Annotated in this window: 16 protein-coding genes; 4 read left to right on the top strand and 12 right to left on the bottom strand. The window is 29.0% G+C overall.

What is annotated here, in order from left to right:
* Positions 1-21: 21 nt before the first annotated feature.
* On the top strand, positions 22-729 hold the full coding sequence (locus CPIN18021_RS01040; RefSeq protein ID WP_089503397.1) for a plasminogen-binding N-terminal domain-containing protein: 708 nt from the start codon (positions 22-24) through the stop codon (positions 727-729).
* Between the two features lie 331 nt (positions 730-1,060).
* A complete protein-coding gene (locus tag CPIN18021_RS01035; protein ID WP_078424194.1) occupies positions 1,061-1,804 on the top strand; it encodes a HugZ family heme oxygenase in 744 nt (247 codons plus the stop codon).
* 459 nt (positions 1,805-2,263) lie between these two features.
* Here CPIN18021_RS01035 and rplQ read toward each other — a convergent pair whose 3' ends face one another.
* The 12 genes from rplQ to CPIN18021_RS00975 form a co-directional block, all read right to left on the bottom strand.
* Positions 2,264-2,614: a 50S ribosomal protein L17 gene (rplQ, locus tag CPIN18021_RS01030; protein ID WP_069636362.1), complete on the bottom strand. Its 351-nt coding sequence runs from the start codon at positions 2,612-2,614 to the stop codon at positions 2,264-2,266.
* A gap of 1 nt (position 2,615) precedes the next feature.
* A complete protein-coding gene (locus tag CPIN18021_RS01025) occupies positions 2,616-3,632 on the bottom strand; it encodes a DNA-directed RNA polymerase subunit alpha (RefSeq protein WP_078422777.1) in 1,017 nt (338 codons plus the stop codon).
* Between the two features lie 15 nt (positions 3,633-3,647).
* Positions 3,648-4,274: a 30S ribosomal protein S4 gene (gene rpsD, locus CPIN18021_RS01020; RefSeq protein ID WP_078422776.1), complete on the bottom strand. Its 627-nt coding sequence runs from the start codon at positions 4,272-4,274 to the stop codon at positions 3,648-3,650.
* Between the two features lie 29 nt (positions 4,275-4,303).
* Entirely contained in the window at positions 4,304-4,696 is a 393-nt protein-coding gene (rpsK, locus tag CPIN18021_RS01015) for a 30S ribosomal protein S11 (RefSeq protein WP_069632676.1), read from the bottom strand.
* Between the two features lie 22 nt (positions 4,697-4,718).
* Positions 4,719-5,087: a 30S ribosomal protein S13 gene (gene rpsM, locus CPIN18021_RS01010; protein ID WP_069632675.1), complete on the bottom strand. Its 369-nt coding sequence runs from the start codon at positions 5,085-5,087 to the stop codon at positions 4,719-4,721.
* Positions 5,088-5,089: 2 nt separating this feature from the next.
* Complete coding sequence (gene rpmJ, locus CPIN18021_RS01005; protein ID WP_069632674.1) at positions 5,090-5,203, bottom strand: 50S ribosomal protein L36; 114 nt, start codon at positions 5,201-5,203, stop codon at positions 5,090-5,092.
* 185 nt (positions 5,204-5,388) lie between these two features.
* Complete coding sequence (gene infA, locus CPIN18021_RS01000) at positions 5,389-5,607, bottom strand: translation initiation factor IF-1 (RefSeq protein WP_009649712.1); 219 nt, start codon at positions 5,605-5,607, stop codon at positions 5,389-5,391.
* A gap of 148 nt (positions 5,608-5,755) precedes the next feature.
* Positions 5,756-6,010, bottom strand: a complete 255-nt coding sequence (locus CPIN18021_RS00995; protein ID WP_180375088.1) for a ComEA family DNA-binding protein — start codon at positions 6,008-6,010, stop codon at positions 5,756-5,758.
* 148 nt (positions 6,011-6,158) lie between these two features.
* Positions 6,159-6,737, bottom strand: coding sequence for a cytochrome c3 family protein (locus tag CPIN18021_RS00990; RefSeq protein WP_078424193.1), 579 nt, complete (start codon positions 6,735-6,737; stop codon positions 6,159-6,161).
* Positions 6,734-7,156: a cytochrome c3 family protein gene (locus tag CPIN18021_RS00985; protein ID WP_078424192.1), complete on the bottom strand. Its 423-nt coding sequence runs from the start codon at positions 7,154-7,156 to the stop codon at positions 6,734-6,736. The genes CPIN18021_RS00990 and CPIN18021_RS00985 overlap by 4 nt, the downstream gene beginning before the upstream one ends.
* Before the next feature lie 66 nt (positions 7,157-7,222).
* Complete coding sequence (locus CPIN18021_RS00980) at positions 7,223-8,761, bottom strand: flavocytochrome c (protein ID WP_078424191.1); 1,539 nt, start codon at positions 8,759-8,761, stop codon at positions 7,223-7,225.
* Between the two features lie 368 nt (positions 8,762-9,129).
* Complete coding sequence (locus CPIN18021_RS00975) at positions 9,130-10,659, bottom strand: flavocytochrome c (protein WP_078422772.1); 1,530 nt, start codon at positions 10,657-10,659, stop codon at positions 9,130-9,132.
* Between the two features lie 159 nt (positions 10,660-10,818).
* On the opposite strand from CPIN18021_RS00975, the gene CPIN18021_RS00970 reads away from it, so the two are divergent.
* Together CPIN18021_RS00970 and CPIN18021_RS00965 are read left to right on the top strand one after the other, a co-directional pair.
* Positions 10,819-11,691, top strand: coding sequence for a LysR family transcriptional regulator (locus CPIN18021_RS00970; RefSeq protein WP_078422771.1), 873 nt, complete (start codon positions 10,819-10,821; stop codon positions 11,689-11,691).
* Between the two features lie 404 nt (positions 11,692-12,095).
* Positions 12,096-13,442, top strand: coding sequence for a phosphoethanolamine transferase (locus CPIN18021_RS00965; RefSeq protein WP_162273635.1), 1,347 nt, complete (start codon positions 12,096-12,098; stop codon positions 13,440-13,442).
* The last annotated feature ends 53 nt before the right edge of the window (positions 13,443-13,495 follow it).

Below are 13,495 nucleotides of genomic sequence, written 5' to 3'. Positions count from 1 at the left end.
GAAGTTATTTTGAAAAAAGTTATGTTTATTCTAGTTTCGTTATTTATTGTTAGTTTTTGTGCTGATTTTAGTATGGCAGAACACAAAACTCCAATTATAAGCATAGAAGAAAATGGGACAGCAACAATAATAGATAGCCCAGATATTGTTGTTGGTTCAAGCGGTATTGTTATCCACAAATTCGGCGATTATGACAACTCTATAATAGCAAGAGTTAGTGTTGTATCAAAAAAAGGGGGTTTTGCAAAAGTAAGATTTGAAGTTTTTGATTCATTGGAACAAAAAGCACTTCCTATGCCTGGTATAGCGCCACAAAAAGGCGATGAAATAATATTAAATTATCTATATTCAAGAGCTTTAATAATTGTTCCAAACAAAGAAATATATGAAGAAGTGGTATCTTCTTTTAAAAATATAACTTTTATACACCCAGATATTGTTGGTGCTTATTTAAGTTATGAATATAAGCCAAACCCTAGCAGAGATGATTTTAGAAAAATGTGTTCTCAAAGTGCAAGTGGTTTAATATTTATAGCAATGGATCAAAAAAGTGTTTTTGCAGACTGCCAAAGCTTTGATGTAATAAAAGAGTTTAAAAGTGGCGAAGTTGAATATTATCAACTACCGTTTTATACCCGTGTAAAAGATATTGATACTATATTTTATAAATTAAACAGTGAACATATAAACAACTACGATGCTCATTACGATAAACTATTAAACCAATAAATTATTTATAGCACAAAAAGCCAAACTATAATTATTTATAAATAGTTTGGCCTAGCCTTAAAATAAAAAATATCAATCTATGTTTCTATAAAAACTACATTAAGCTTTTTAAAAAATAAAATTAGTATTTAACTTAAATAAAATTTTAAATTACAAATAAAATTTTTAAGCTAAAATATTAAAAAATTACTAAACACGACATTATAAATTATAAGCTTCAAATATAAATTATTACAACATTAGATAAAAATCAAGTAATAAAAAGTTTTAAATCCTTTTTAAAGTAAGTTTTAATAGAATATGTTACTTTAATATCATTCAAGGAGTACAATTGAAACAAAGAGCAATAGATCACATGAACAGAGATCATGTAGAAGTTCTGATTAGTGTTTATAAGAAATTTGGCAATGCTAATGCAGATACAACAAATATAAAAATGACAGACATGAACGAAAACGGTATAGAAATAACTTGCAATGACGATGTTATATTTGTTCCATTTATTACCAAAGTAGAAGATCATGATGGATATAAAGATGCGATCATAGAACTATATGCTAGCGTAAAAGAAGATTCTAGCACAAGCAAAGTTCAAAAAAACATGGTTGAGTTTATGGATAGCTTTAAAACTTTAGTAATTTCAAGCATAAAAGATGGACAACCAGTATCATCATACTCACCATTTGTAAAAGAAGATGACGCTTTTTATATATGCATATCATCAGTAGCAAAACATTATCATGCTATTAAACAAAATCCAAATAATATTTCAGTTTTTTTCATACAAGATGAAAAAGAGGCTAAAAGCTTATTTGCTAGAGTTAGGGTAAGCTTAAATGTTGTAGCTGAATTTGTAGATGATGCAAAAAGAGCTGATATAATGGATAAGTTTGAAAAATTAAATCCAAATGAATCAGCACTTTCTTTTATAAAAACTATGAAAGATTTCTATGTTGTTAAATTAACACCTAAAACTGGACGTTATGTAAAAGGATTTGGGGCTGCATACGATATAGAAGGTCTAAAGATAGCAAACGAAGAAAGAGTAAATAACCCTCACATAAAACAACACTAAAAAACAAATCATCGGATATCTTTATCCGATGAACCTCCATAAAAAATAATTATAATATATCTAATATTTAAAACTATTTGTTGTGTGCTTTAATAAAATCTTTAAAACACTTTATTTGATTATTATTTTTTATATTAAAAAAAACAATTTAATATGTAAAGTATTTTAGATATAAGCTTTAATTATTGTTTTTGTTTTTAATTAGGTAGAATTTGACAAACAATAGGATAAATTTTTAAAGAATTTATATTTTGAAATTATTTAAAAATTAAATACAAAGATTTTTTAACAAGACTATGTTTAACATAATTACATTTATTAATAGAAATTTTAATATTTGCGAATGTTTTATTTAAACAAAATCTAACTTTTAATAAAAAAATATTTAAAGATAAAATATGAATTTTTGTAGCAAAAGATAATCCAATAAGATTTAAAATCTTATTGGATTAATAAAAATTAAACTAGCTCTATATAAGCCATCTCTGCGGCATCTCCACGGCGTATACGAGTTTTTATTATTCTAGTATATCCACCATTTCTATCCGCATACTTAGGAGCTATTTCTGTAACTAATTTATTTGTAGTTTCTTTATCTTGTAAACTTGCAAAAACTGCTCTATGAGCATTAAAATCACCTTTTCTTGCTCTAGTTATAAGTTTTTCTATATATCCTCTAAGTTCTTTTGCTTTATGTAAAGTTGTTTCAATCTTTTCACTTTTAATAATAGCAATTGCTAAATTTTTAAGCAACGCAGAACGATGAGATGAGGTTCTACCAAGTTTTCTATATCCATGTTTATGTCTCATTTTATTCCTTTGCGTTTGTTTGTGTTTTTAATTCGGCTATTTTTTTCTTAAGATATTCTTTAGCATCTCTTGGAAGAGTAGCTCCAACAGGATAACCTATTTCCTCCATTATAGCCTTTATTTCATCTAGGGATTTTTTACCGAGATTTTTAAGATCTTTAAGCTCTGTCTCATCCATTAAAGCTAATTCGCCTATATATTTTATATCTGCTTTATCTATACAATTAAAGCTTCTTGCGCTTAAATTTAACTCTTCTACACTAGATAGTAATTTTGAATACTCGCTGTTAGCGTTAGAACTTACAACAGGTGTATCTAAGTCTATGTTGAGTATTCCTTTAAATACTGACATTTGTTGATACATAGCTTCCAAACTATTTTTAAATGCTTCTATAGGTTTAACCTGACCATCTGTAGTGATAGTAAAGATAATTTTTTCAAAATCTGGTGTATCTTCAACCAATACATTTTCTATATCATATATCGCTTTTTTTACAGGCGTAAAGAATGCATCAAGAGCTATATAATCCTCATCAACACTGCTTCTTAAATCTTCACTTGAAACATAACCTATACCTTTTTGAACAATCAACTGAAAGCTTAATTCAGCATCTTCATTTAATGTAGCAAGGTATTCACTTGGATTTACAATTTCAACTAAATCATTATTTAAATCAGCGCCTATAATCTCTTTGTGTCCCTTAAAATTATATTCAATAACTTCACGTTGGCTATCGTTTTTTAGCTTGAAACGTAAGTTCTTCAAATTAATAATAAACAAAGCAACATCTTCAAGCATACCTCTCATGCTATCAAATTCATGAGTTACGCCTTTTATTTTAATTCCAGTTGGCGCAAAACCAACTGTGCTTGTATAAAGAAGACGACGAAGAGGATGTGCCAATGTCACCGCATAACCTGCCTCAAAAGGATAAGCGATTATTTTTGCCATATTTTCGCTAATACTTTCAACTTTTATTTCAGTTGGCATGTAAGCTGACGTAGTAATTTTTCTCATTATCGAACTTTCTAATTATTTTGAATATAACTCAACTATAAATCTTTCCTCAACAGGAATGATAACTTCTTCTCTTTCTGGTTTTCTTGTAAAAATTCCAAATTTCTTATCTTTTTCAACATCAACCCAAGCTACGATGCCAGTTTGTGATGTTAAATCAATAGCACGAACTATTTGTGGGTTATTTTTTGATTTTTCTACAACTTCTACTTTATCACCAGGCTCAACTTTATAAGATGGTATATCAACTTTTCTACCATTTACTAAAATATGCCCATGAGTAACTAGCTGTCTAGAAAATCTTCTAGTTGTAGCAAATCCCATTCTATAAACAACATTGTCAAGTCTTTGTTCTAATAATTGAACAAGTAAAGCACCTGTGTTGCCTTCTCTTCTTGCTGCTTCAAAAAATAATCTTCTAAATTGTTTTTCACTTATTCCGTACATAAATTTAGCTTTTTGCTTTTCTCTTAATTGTAAACCATACTCGCTTATTTTTGCACGTCTTTGTCCATGCTGTCCTGGCGCAAAAGGTCTTTTATCTAATGCACTCTTGCCAGCAAGTCTTCTTTCACCTTTCAATGCAAGAGAAACACCTAAACGTCTCTCTAATTTTTCAACAGGTCCTGTATATCTAGCCATTTTAATATTCTCCTAAATCTTTAACTTCATTAGACGCGACGGCGTTTTGGTGGTCTGCAACCATTATGTGCAAGCGGTGTAATATCCTTTAAGAAAGTAACTTTTATACCCTCTACTGCACCAACGCTTTTAACAGCTGTTTCGCGTCCACTTCCTGGACCTTGAACTTTTATACCAACTTCTTTTATACCATGCTCTTTAGCTTTGCTCAAAGCATCCTCTACTGCTTGTTGTGCAGCATAAGGAGTTGATTTTTTACTACCTTTAAAACCAAGCCCACCTGCGCTACTCCAAGCTATAGCGTTTCCCATCTCATCAGTAACTGTAACCATTGTATTATTAAATGTAGCACTGATGTAAACGATACCTTTGGCTATATTTTTCTTAACTACTTTTTTCTTTACAATTTTTCTTTTTGCCATTTATTTATCCTTTAACAATCGACTACTTAGTTGCTGCACCGACAGTTTTACGCTTACCTTTTCTTGTGCGTGCATTTGTCTTTGTTTTTTGACCACGAACCGGAAGACCTTTTCTATGGCGAAGACCACGATAACTACCAAGATCCATAAGTGCCTTTATATCCATAGCTACTTGTTTTCTTAAATCACCTTCAACAATGTGATGTTCTTGGATCTCTTTTCTTATAGCTGCAGCTTCATCTTCAGTAAGCTCATGAACTCTTTTATCATAAGATATTCCAACAGCATCAAGAATTTGACGTGATTTGTAAAGACCTATACCATATATATAAGTCAATCCATACTCTACTCTTTTTCTATTTGGTAAATCTACACCTGCTATACGTGCCATACTTATCCTTGTCTTTGTTTATGTTTTGGATTTTCGCAAATAACACGAACTATACCATTACGCTTGACAACTTTGCATTTGTCACACATCTTCTTAACAGAAGGACGAACTTTCATTCTAGTCTCCTAAAAATTTATTTCACTTTTAGCAAACTGCATACAGGTTTATTGAAAATATAAACCAACTATTTTTAAAAAAAAGTGATAATCTTTAAAAATAATTCTTCATACAGCTTTGTTGCGAAGCATGGATTATACCAAAATAAACTTTATAAAATTTTAAAAATGTTAAAAATAAGGTATTATTTGTAGCGATATGTTATTCTGCCCTTATCAAGACTATATGGAGTAAGTTCTACTTTAACTCTATCTCCTGGCATAATTTTTATATAGTGCATTCTCATTTTGCCGGCTATATGGCATAAAATCACATGTTTATTATCAAGTTCAACTTTAAAAGTTGCATTAGGCAACGCTTCTACAACATTACCATCAATTTCTATTACATCATCTTTAGCCATCATTCTCTCTTTGTTTAAGTATTTTTTGATTTAAAAATCGCAATTATAGCAAATATTAAATTTAACTTACATTAAAAATAAAATTTCGTAAAAGATTTTGATTGATATACAAAATTTGAGCATATAAAAAATGCTCAAACAAGTTGTTTTATTTATTTTTTGTATTAGAAACCGATATCTCTTTTTCTAATTTTTTATAAATAGAATCTCCAATGCCTTTTACATTTTTTAATTCTTCTGTGCTTTTAAATTTATTTGCTTTTCTATATTCTATTATAGCTTCGGCTTTTGAGCTACCTATACCTTTTAAACTCATCAACTCTTCTTTTGTAGCTGTATTTAAATTTATAGCCGCCAACATATACGAAACCAAAAGCATTAAAGACAATACTAATTTATTCATAAATCATCCTTTATATAAAATTTGTATTGTATTTTACATAAATGTAGATTATAGCAATCTGAATTTTATGCAATGAGTTTTTAAGATCATCACATAAAATTCTAAATAGCTTACTTGAAATACTCTTTTCTAAGCTCTTCTTTTTTCTTTAATGCTTTTTCTTTAATGCTTTTTCTTTATATGCTTCGTATTGTGGATTCCAATAATTAAGCATATTTTGAAGTCCCGTATGTCCAACCTCAACATGACAAGAAGCACAACCAAGTTTTTTATCCGTATTTAATAAAGATTTATAATGATCATGCATTTCATGAGCTTTTGCCGATATTAGTTTATTATCATAAATATTTGTATGACAATTCAAACATCCATCATCAAACACAAAATTTTTTCTATGTTTTCTATTTTCATGCCAGTTTATATTTTCAGCATCACCAAAAAAGTGAATAGCACCCTCTACAACACCATTTCTAGCTTTTGCGTATATGTAATTTATGATATTATCGTGTGGTAAGTGACAATCAACACATTTAGCTTTTACTCCTGTTTTGCCTATGCCGCTATGTATATCTTTACTATAAGCAATGACTATAGGATCCATCTCATGACAAACTACACAAAATTTCTCATCACTTGTTGCAGAAAGTCCATAATAGACTCCCAAGGAAGATAAAAGCCCCAGTAATCCGCCTATTATTAAGATAAAAAATATTACTCTTTTTTTCATGGTGTTACCCTCATCCAATTTTTTACTTCGCTTTCATGGCATTCTAAGCACATATTGGTTGATTTTTTATGCTCATTATGGCATTCATCACAAAACAAAGTAGGTCCATCATGAATTGAATTATGCGGATTTGCTTTTAACATATCCATATATTCAAGTCTTTTTGCTATTCTTTTTTTATCTCCATGACAGGATATACAACCCTTATCACCAATAGCTTTAAACTTAGTAACATCATTTCCTTGCCCCTGATGACAATTCAAACAAGAAAGCATTATATTTGAATGATGTGGTTTAATAGGGTATTTATCCTGTATTTCTTTTGTTATCTCTATTTTTGTCGTATTTTTGTCTATAGCATAAATTTGCGATATACAGGCAAATAAAAAAATGATTAAATAAAATATTTTAAATTTCATAAATTCTCCGTTTCTTTAATATAAGCTTAGGATTTTTTATCCTAAGCTTACTAAAACAAAATTGATTTAAATATTTTCTCCAGCTATCATACCAAAGACAAGACAATCAGGTATAGCACAGCTTCCTAATCTACTTGCACCATGAGTTCCTCCTGTAATTTCTCCAGCAGCATATAAACCTGGAATAGGTTTTCTTGTGATAGTAGAAACCACTTGAGCTTTTTCGTTTATTTTTAGACCACCCATAGTGTGATGAAGTTTCGGCACACCTTTTGTTGCATAAAATGGTGCTTTAATAATTTGTACACCTTCTAGTGTATGAACAGGTTTACTGAACTCTGGATCTTTTTTAGACATTACGTAGCTATTGTACGCATTAATTGTTTTTTTAAGTTCAGATGCCGAAATATTGTATTCTTTTGCTATATCTTCTATGGAATTAAATTTTTTAACCACTCCAGAGTTCACAGCTTTTTCTGCAATTTCTGGAGTAATCTTATCAACCCCAGCTTGATCACAAATATTAATAGGATAATTTTTTTCATCACCATTAATCACTTTAAACATTGCTTGAGCTCTAGTTCTTCTATCTGCAAGTTCGTTCATAAAGCGTTTTCCTGTTTTTGGATTAACAGAGATTCCATATCTAAATGTAGCATTTATATTAAAGTTAGAAGCTGATCCAAAACCTTTTTCATCAGGACAAGCCCATGGACCAAATTGAATCCAAGACAAATGAATTGGTACTGCTCCAAGCTCAAATGTTTTCATCAAAACTTCGCCAGTAGCGCCAGGTTGATTTATAGAATCTGTATCTACAGGTATGCCAGGATCTTGCATATTTCTTAAAAACACATCTCTAGAAAATCCACCGGCTGCTAAAACAACACCTTTTTTAGCTTTAAAATATTTTTGTTCTCCTGTTTTATTTTCCATATGATCATCTAAAAGCTTTGAGTCGAATTTGTAATTTTCTCTAGCTGATATGCCAATAACTCGTCCTAAATCATCAAGAATAAAGTCATCAAATTTAGTTCTTCTTTTTATTGTGCCATTATCTAATTTTGAAAAATATTCAATCATAGGTTGCAATATACCAGAACCGCTACTGTTTGCTGATAAATATGTTCTTGGAACAGAGTGTCCGCCAAGATGTGATAGTTTTTCAAAATATTTTGCACCACATTTTTCTGTTAATTTTAATGCATCATTTCCACGATCTGCAATAATTTTAAGGTTTTCTGGATGGTTTATTTGCAAACCAGCTTTTAAACAGTCATTCATATATGTTTCAAAAGAGTCTTTTATTCCTTCTATTTTTTGTTTAGGGCTATTTACAACAGCAAATAATCCACCATTGATAACTGAATTACCACCAAGGCGACCCATTTTTTCAATAACAAGAACTTTAAGTCCTTTTTCAGCAGAGGTTATAGCAGCAGCCATACCAGCATACCCTGAACCTATTACGACAACATCATATTCTTCATCAAACTTGATATCTTTAGAATTTAATGTCGCGCTTGCATTTACACCACTAAATGCTAATGCCCCAGCTCCTATCATGCTCATTTTAAGCATGTCACGTCTTGAAATATTTGACATATAATCTCCTTTTTAGGGTTATACTTAAATTATAAATTAAATTTATAATTTAATTTATATATAATAATATAACTTTTTTAGCTATGTGTCAAATAGTCTTAACTTATAATTTAATAGTTTTTTATTATACTTTTAAAGCATTTATATTAAAAGTATAATGGAAGTAAATTCATTATAAAATAATAAAAAAGATACTTTCAAGATAAGATTGATTTATTTTTATCAAAACATTGATTTTGGATTGGATATACAGTAAAAATTATTTAATACTGTTTAAAAATTAAAATAAGTTTATATTAATATTTATTGATTTTAAAAAAGGAGAGAATATAAAAATCATACCTCTCCTATGTTGGAAATTATTTTAATTAGAAATTTTCTCCAGCTATCATACCAAATGTAAGACAATCAGCAATTGCGCAACTTCCTAATCTAACAGCACCGTGAACACCACCTGTGATTTCACCAGCAGCAAATAATCCCGGTATCGGTTTGTTTGTAGAAGATGATATAACTTCAGCTTTTGGAGTTATATTTAGACCGCCCATTGTATGGTGAACTTTTGGTATTACTCGTGATACATAAAATGGTGGAACCGAAAAATCATAACCTTTTGTGATTGCTTTGCTTAAATTTTTACCAAAATCAGGGTCTTTTTCATCTTTTACATATTGGTTGTATTTTTCAACAGTCTTTTTAAACTCATCAAGTGGTATATTGTATGCCTTAGCAATAGCTTCTAAACTATCAAATTTCTTAACTATACCTACTTTTTGAACTTTTTCTAGTTTTTCAGGTAGCATTTCGGCAGCAGCTTTGCTATCGCACATACTTAATAGATATACGCCGTCTTCATTTTTTGATTTAAACTCATAATCAGCTTGAACTTTTCTATTTGCAAGTTCGTTTCCATATCTTTTGCCAGTTTTTGGACTTACAATGATACCAAACCTAAAACTTTCGTGTGTAAATGCAGATGATACACCATATCCTTTTTCATCTGGACTTGATAGAGGTAAACTTTGAATCCAGCTAATTTGAACGGGTTCTGCACCTACTTTAAGTGCTTCAAGCAATACACCAGCAGTTGCGCCTGGATGGTTTGTAGAGTCCAAATCATCAGCAATTCTAGGATCTTGTGCTTTTCTAAAATGCTTATCTCTACTAAATCCGCCTGCCGCAAGAACAACACCTTTTTTAGCTTTTATAAATTTCTTAGTACCACTTGTATTTTCTTTATCATCATTTTCAGCATTTCTATCAAATTTATAATCAACCCTAGCTTCTATGCCTAAAACCTTGCCGCTATCATCTGTGATTATTCTATCCAGTTTACATTGTCTACGAATTTCGCAACCTTCTATTTTTTGGAAAAACTCAGTCATAGGTCTAGTGATACCTGCGCCGCTGTCAGTTTCTGCCAATGCACCTCTTGGAACACTATGTCCACCGTGAAGTTTAAGCATAATAAACTTAGCACCACAATCTTTTGCAAGTTTATAAGCATCTTGAACCCTATCTGCCAATGTCTCTACAAGTTCTGCATGGTTTAGTCCGCCACCTGCTTTCATAATATCTTTTATATATAATTCTTTGCTATCTTTTACTCCTTCTTTTTCTTGGAAGTCATTACCCCAAACACCCATAACCCCACCATTTATAACAGAGTTACCGCCAAAACGGCTCATTTTTTCTATAATCAAAACTTTATTGCCCTTGTTAGCAGCAGTTACACCAGCCGCAAGACCAGCAAAACCACTTCCTATAACAACAACATCCCATTCTTCATCCCAATTTATATCCTTGCTATTTGCATCTGCATTTACCCCACTTAAGGCTAATGCTCCAGCTCCAATCATGCTCATTTTTAACACATTTCTTCTAGACATGTTTTCCATAAGAATACTCCTTGAATATAATTTTTAAATACATAAATTAATTTTTATATTTAAAATATATACAATAATATAATTTTTTTTAAGTATATGTCAAATAGTTTTATATTATAATTTGATAGTTTTTACCTATAACATTAAAATATTATTTTAAGGTATAACATGAATATTAGACAAATGGAATTTGTATTGCAAGTAGCTATAAGCAAGAGCTTTACAAAGGCAGCTGAAAAGCTAAATGTTTCACAACCATCACTATCTCAAAGTGTATTAAAATTAGAAAATGAGTTGGGAACCGAGCTATTTGATAGAAAAAATAATCTAAGCTTAACACAAGTAGGTCAAATTTATATAGAAAAAGCAAGGTTAATTTTAAAACTACAAGATGAACTAAATAATAAAATAGTAGATTTAGTAAAATCAAATAAACAAAACCTAAGAATAGGATTTTCCAAAATAGCCTATAACTTTTCACACAAACATATAGTAAAACTACACGAAACCCATCCAAGATCAAACATAAGAATAATACAATTAAATTCATTAGCAAGTGCAAGAATATCAATTTTAAACTCTAATATTGATATGGCAGTAATGTCTATACCAATAGAGTGTGATGATATAGTTTGTGAGAATATATACAGAGAAAAGACATATTTAGCTTTATCAAAATCACATAGATTAGCCAAAAATATAACAAAAAAACATCCAAAGATAAACATACAAGATTTAAAAGATGAAAATTTTATCCTTCCAAGAGATTCTTATAAAAGCAGAGAATGTATAGATGATTTTTTCTTGAAGCATAATTTTAAACCAAAAATATTTTGCGAAGTTGAATTTATTGATATAGCAATATCATTAGTTGCTTTAAACAAAGGAGTATGTTTTACAACAGAGATTTTTAAAAATACAGATATCAAACTATTTGATATAGGAGATGAGATACTTGATAAAACTATAGTAGTAGCATACAAAAAAGATAAAAAATTACCAAAACTTGCTAAAGAATTTTTAGAATTGATTAAATTATAGTATTAAAAATTATATTGTTTGATTACTATAATTTATTATTTGCTTTTTTTACATTAGTTTAAATTTATTATCAACTTACCTATTTTTTAGTTAAAATATTTTAAAATAATAATTTTTTAGTTAAAAATTTTTGAGGAACTTATATGAATTATAGTCTTAAGAAAAATACCTTATTTTATATGGTATTATTTATTTTTAGTTGCTTTACAGTTTATGCACTTGGGGAACACTATAAAAAATTATTTTCATACGGATTATTGCTTTTTACTAGTTTATATGTTATAAAATTTTATTCTGATAAATTTTTTAAATTTTATTTAGTAATTAACTTTATTTTGGGGGTTATGTATCTTCCTAATTCAATAATTTATGGAAGTATAAGCGAAGGAATTGTCGTTTCTCTAATGGAGACAAATAAACTTGAGGCACTAGAATATATAAAAGATATACCAATTATAGCATATATTTTAGTATTTTTATATATAATTTTATTTATCATAGTATATAGACTAAATAATTCTATAATTTTTAATCAACCAAACCCTAAGATTGTAAAAATTTTAACTATTATAATCATAACTGCAATTATACACAAACCGATAGAAACAATATATGAAACAAAAAATTTTAGCTTTGAAAATATTACATATAAATTTCAATATTATCCCTTAAGATTTATAATTGAGTTCACAACTAACATTGCAACATATCACAAAAGAAAAAATATGCTGTCTATTGCAAAAAATAATGCGTCTAAATGGCAAATAACAAATATAGATCAAAAATATAAAAATTATATTCTAATAATAGGTGAAAGTATGAGAAGAGATTATATGTCTTTATACGGATATTCTCTTAAAACAACACCTTTCTTGGATAATGTAAATGGTTTATTTTTTAACAATTATGTGTCGCCTTCTTGGAATACACCTTTGTCTTTACAAAGAACATTAACTCAACATGATGATAAAAATCTAGAATCTTTGGTTCACGAAAATACAATAATATCTTTAGCTAATGATTCAAATATGGATACTTATTGGCTATCTAATCAAGGAAAAATGGGATCTTATGATATTTTACAATATTCAATAGCAATTAAATCAAAAAATATATACTTTACAACAAAAAACGGGTACAGTTTTAAAACACATAGTGATTTGGAATTAATACCAGAATTTTATAAAGCAATAGAAGAAAAAACAGATAAAAACAAGCTAATTGTTCTCCATTTAATCGGTTCACATTCGGTCTTTTGTGACAGAATTGATAAAAACTATAACATTAACAATGTAACAGATTTTATAAATGAAAAAATGTCTTGTTATTTGTCAAGTATTAGACAAACCGACAAATTAATACAAATGATTTATCAAAGACTACAAGAGATAAAAGAAACTTTTTCAATTATGTATTTTTCAGATCATGGGCTTTCTCATAAAAAGAAATTTTTCTCCGACTTAAATATGCGACACGATCCGGAACATAAGCAAAACTACGAAGTTCCATTTTTGATTCTTTCTAGTGATGACACAAATAGAACTTATATAAATAGTCCGAAAAGTGGTTATGATTTTATGTATGGCTTTGCTTATTGGTTAGGCATAGAAGAGAAAAATTTATCTAAAAATAAAACATTTTTTACAGATAAACAAATAGGTGATATAAAGATTTATAACGGAAAAGATTTAGCGGATTACAAAAATCTAAAAAATGATCCCGCAATATTACCAAAAGACAAAAATGAATAATAGCAAAAACAAAAACCACTTTTAATTAGTGTTTTCATTATCGTTATAAAAGC

The organism is Campylobacter pinnipediorum subsp. caledonicus, assembly GCF_002022005.1.
Taxonomy (GTDB): Bacteria; Campylobacterota; Campylobacteria; order Campylobacterales; family Campylobacteraceae; genus Campylobacter_A; species Campylobacter_A caledonicus.
Note: the sequence above shows the minus strand (reverse complement) of the source record. Positions and strands in the feature narration are given on the sequence as shown.

Bases quoted from the DNA above. Each gene is read 5' to 3' on its own strand.
- CPIN18021_RS01040 (WP_089503397.1), top strand. From the start codon at position 22: ATGTTTATTCTAGTTTCGTTATTTATTGTTAGTTTTTGTGCTGATTTT.
- rplQ (WP_069636362.1), bottom strand. From the start codon at position 2,614: ATGAGACATAAACATGGATATAGAAAACTTGGTAGAACCTCATCTCAT.
- CPIN18021_RS01025 (WP_078422777.1), bottom strand. From the start codon at position 3,632: ATGAGAAAAATTACTACGTCAGCTTACATGCCAACTGAAATAAAAGTT.
- rpsD (WP_078422776.1), bottom strand. From the start codon at position 4,274: ATGGCTAGATATACAGGACCTGTTGAAAAATTAGAGAGACGTTTAGGT.
- rpsK (WP_069632676.1), bottom strand. From the start codon at position 4,696: ATGGCAAAAAGAAAAATTGTAAAGAAAAAAGTAGTTAAGAAAAATATA.
- rpsM (WP_069632675.1), bottom strand. From the start codon at position 5,087: ATGGCACGTATAGCAGGTGTAGATTTACCAAATAGAAAAAGAGTAGAG.
- rpmJ (WP_069632674.1), bottom strand. From the start codon at position 5,203: ATGAAAGTTCGTCCTTCTGTTAAGAAGATGTGTGACAAATGCAAAGTT.
- infA (WP_009649712.1), bottom strand. From the start codon at position 5,607: ATGGCTAAAGATGATGTAATAGAAATTGATGGTAATGTTGTAGAAGCG.
- CPIN18021_RS00995 (WP_180375088.1), bottom strand. From the start codon at position 6,010: ATGAATAAATTAGTATTGTCTTTAATGCTTTTGGTTTCGTATATGTTG.
- CPIN18021_RS00990 (WP_078424193.1), bottom strand. From the start codon at position 6,737: ATGAAAAAAAGAGTAATATTTTTTATCTTAATAATAGGCGGATTACTG.
- CPIN18021_RS00985 (WP_078424192.1), bottom strand. From the start codon at position 7,156: ATGAAATTTAAAATATTTTATTTAATCATTTTTTTATTTGCCTGTATA.
- CPIN18021_RS00980 (WP_078424191.1), bottom strand. From the start codon at position 8,761: ATGTCAAATATTTCAAGACGTGACATGCTTAAAATGAGCATGATAGGA.
- CPIN18021_RS00975 (WP_078422772.1), bottom strand. From the start codon at position 10,659: ATGGAAAACATGTCTAGAAGAAATGTGTTAAAAATGAGCATGATTGGA.
- CPIN18021_RS00970 (WP_078422771.1), top strand. From the start codon at position 10,819: ATGAATATTAGACAAATGGAATTTGTATTGCAAGTAGCTATAAGCAAG.
- CPIN18021_RS00965 (WP_162273635.1), top strand. From the start codon at position 12,096: ATGGAGACAAATAAACTTGAGGCACTAGAATATATAAAAGATATACCA.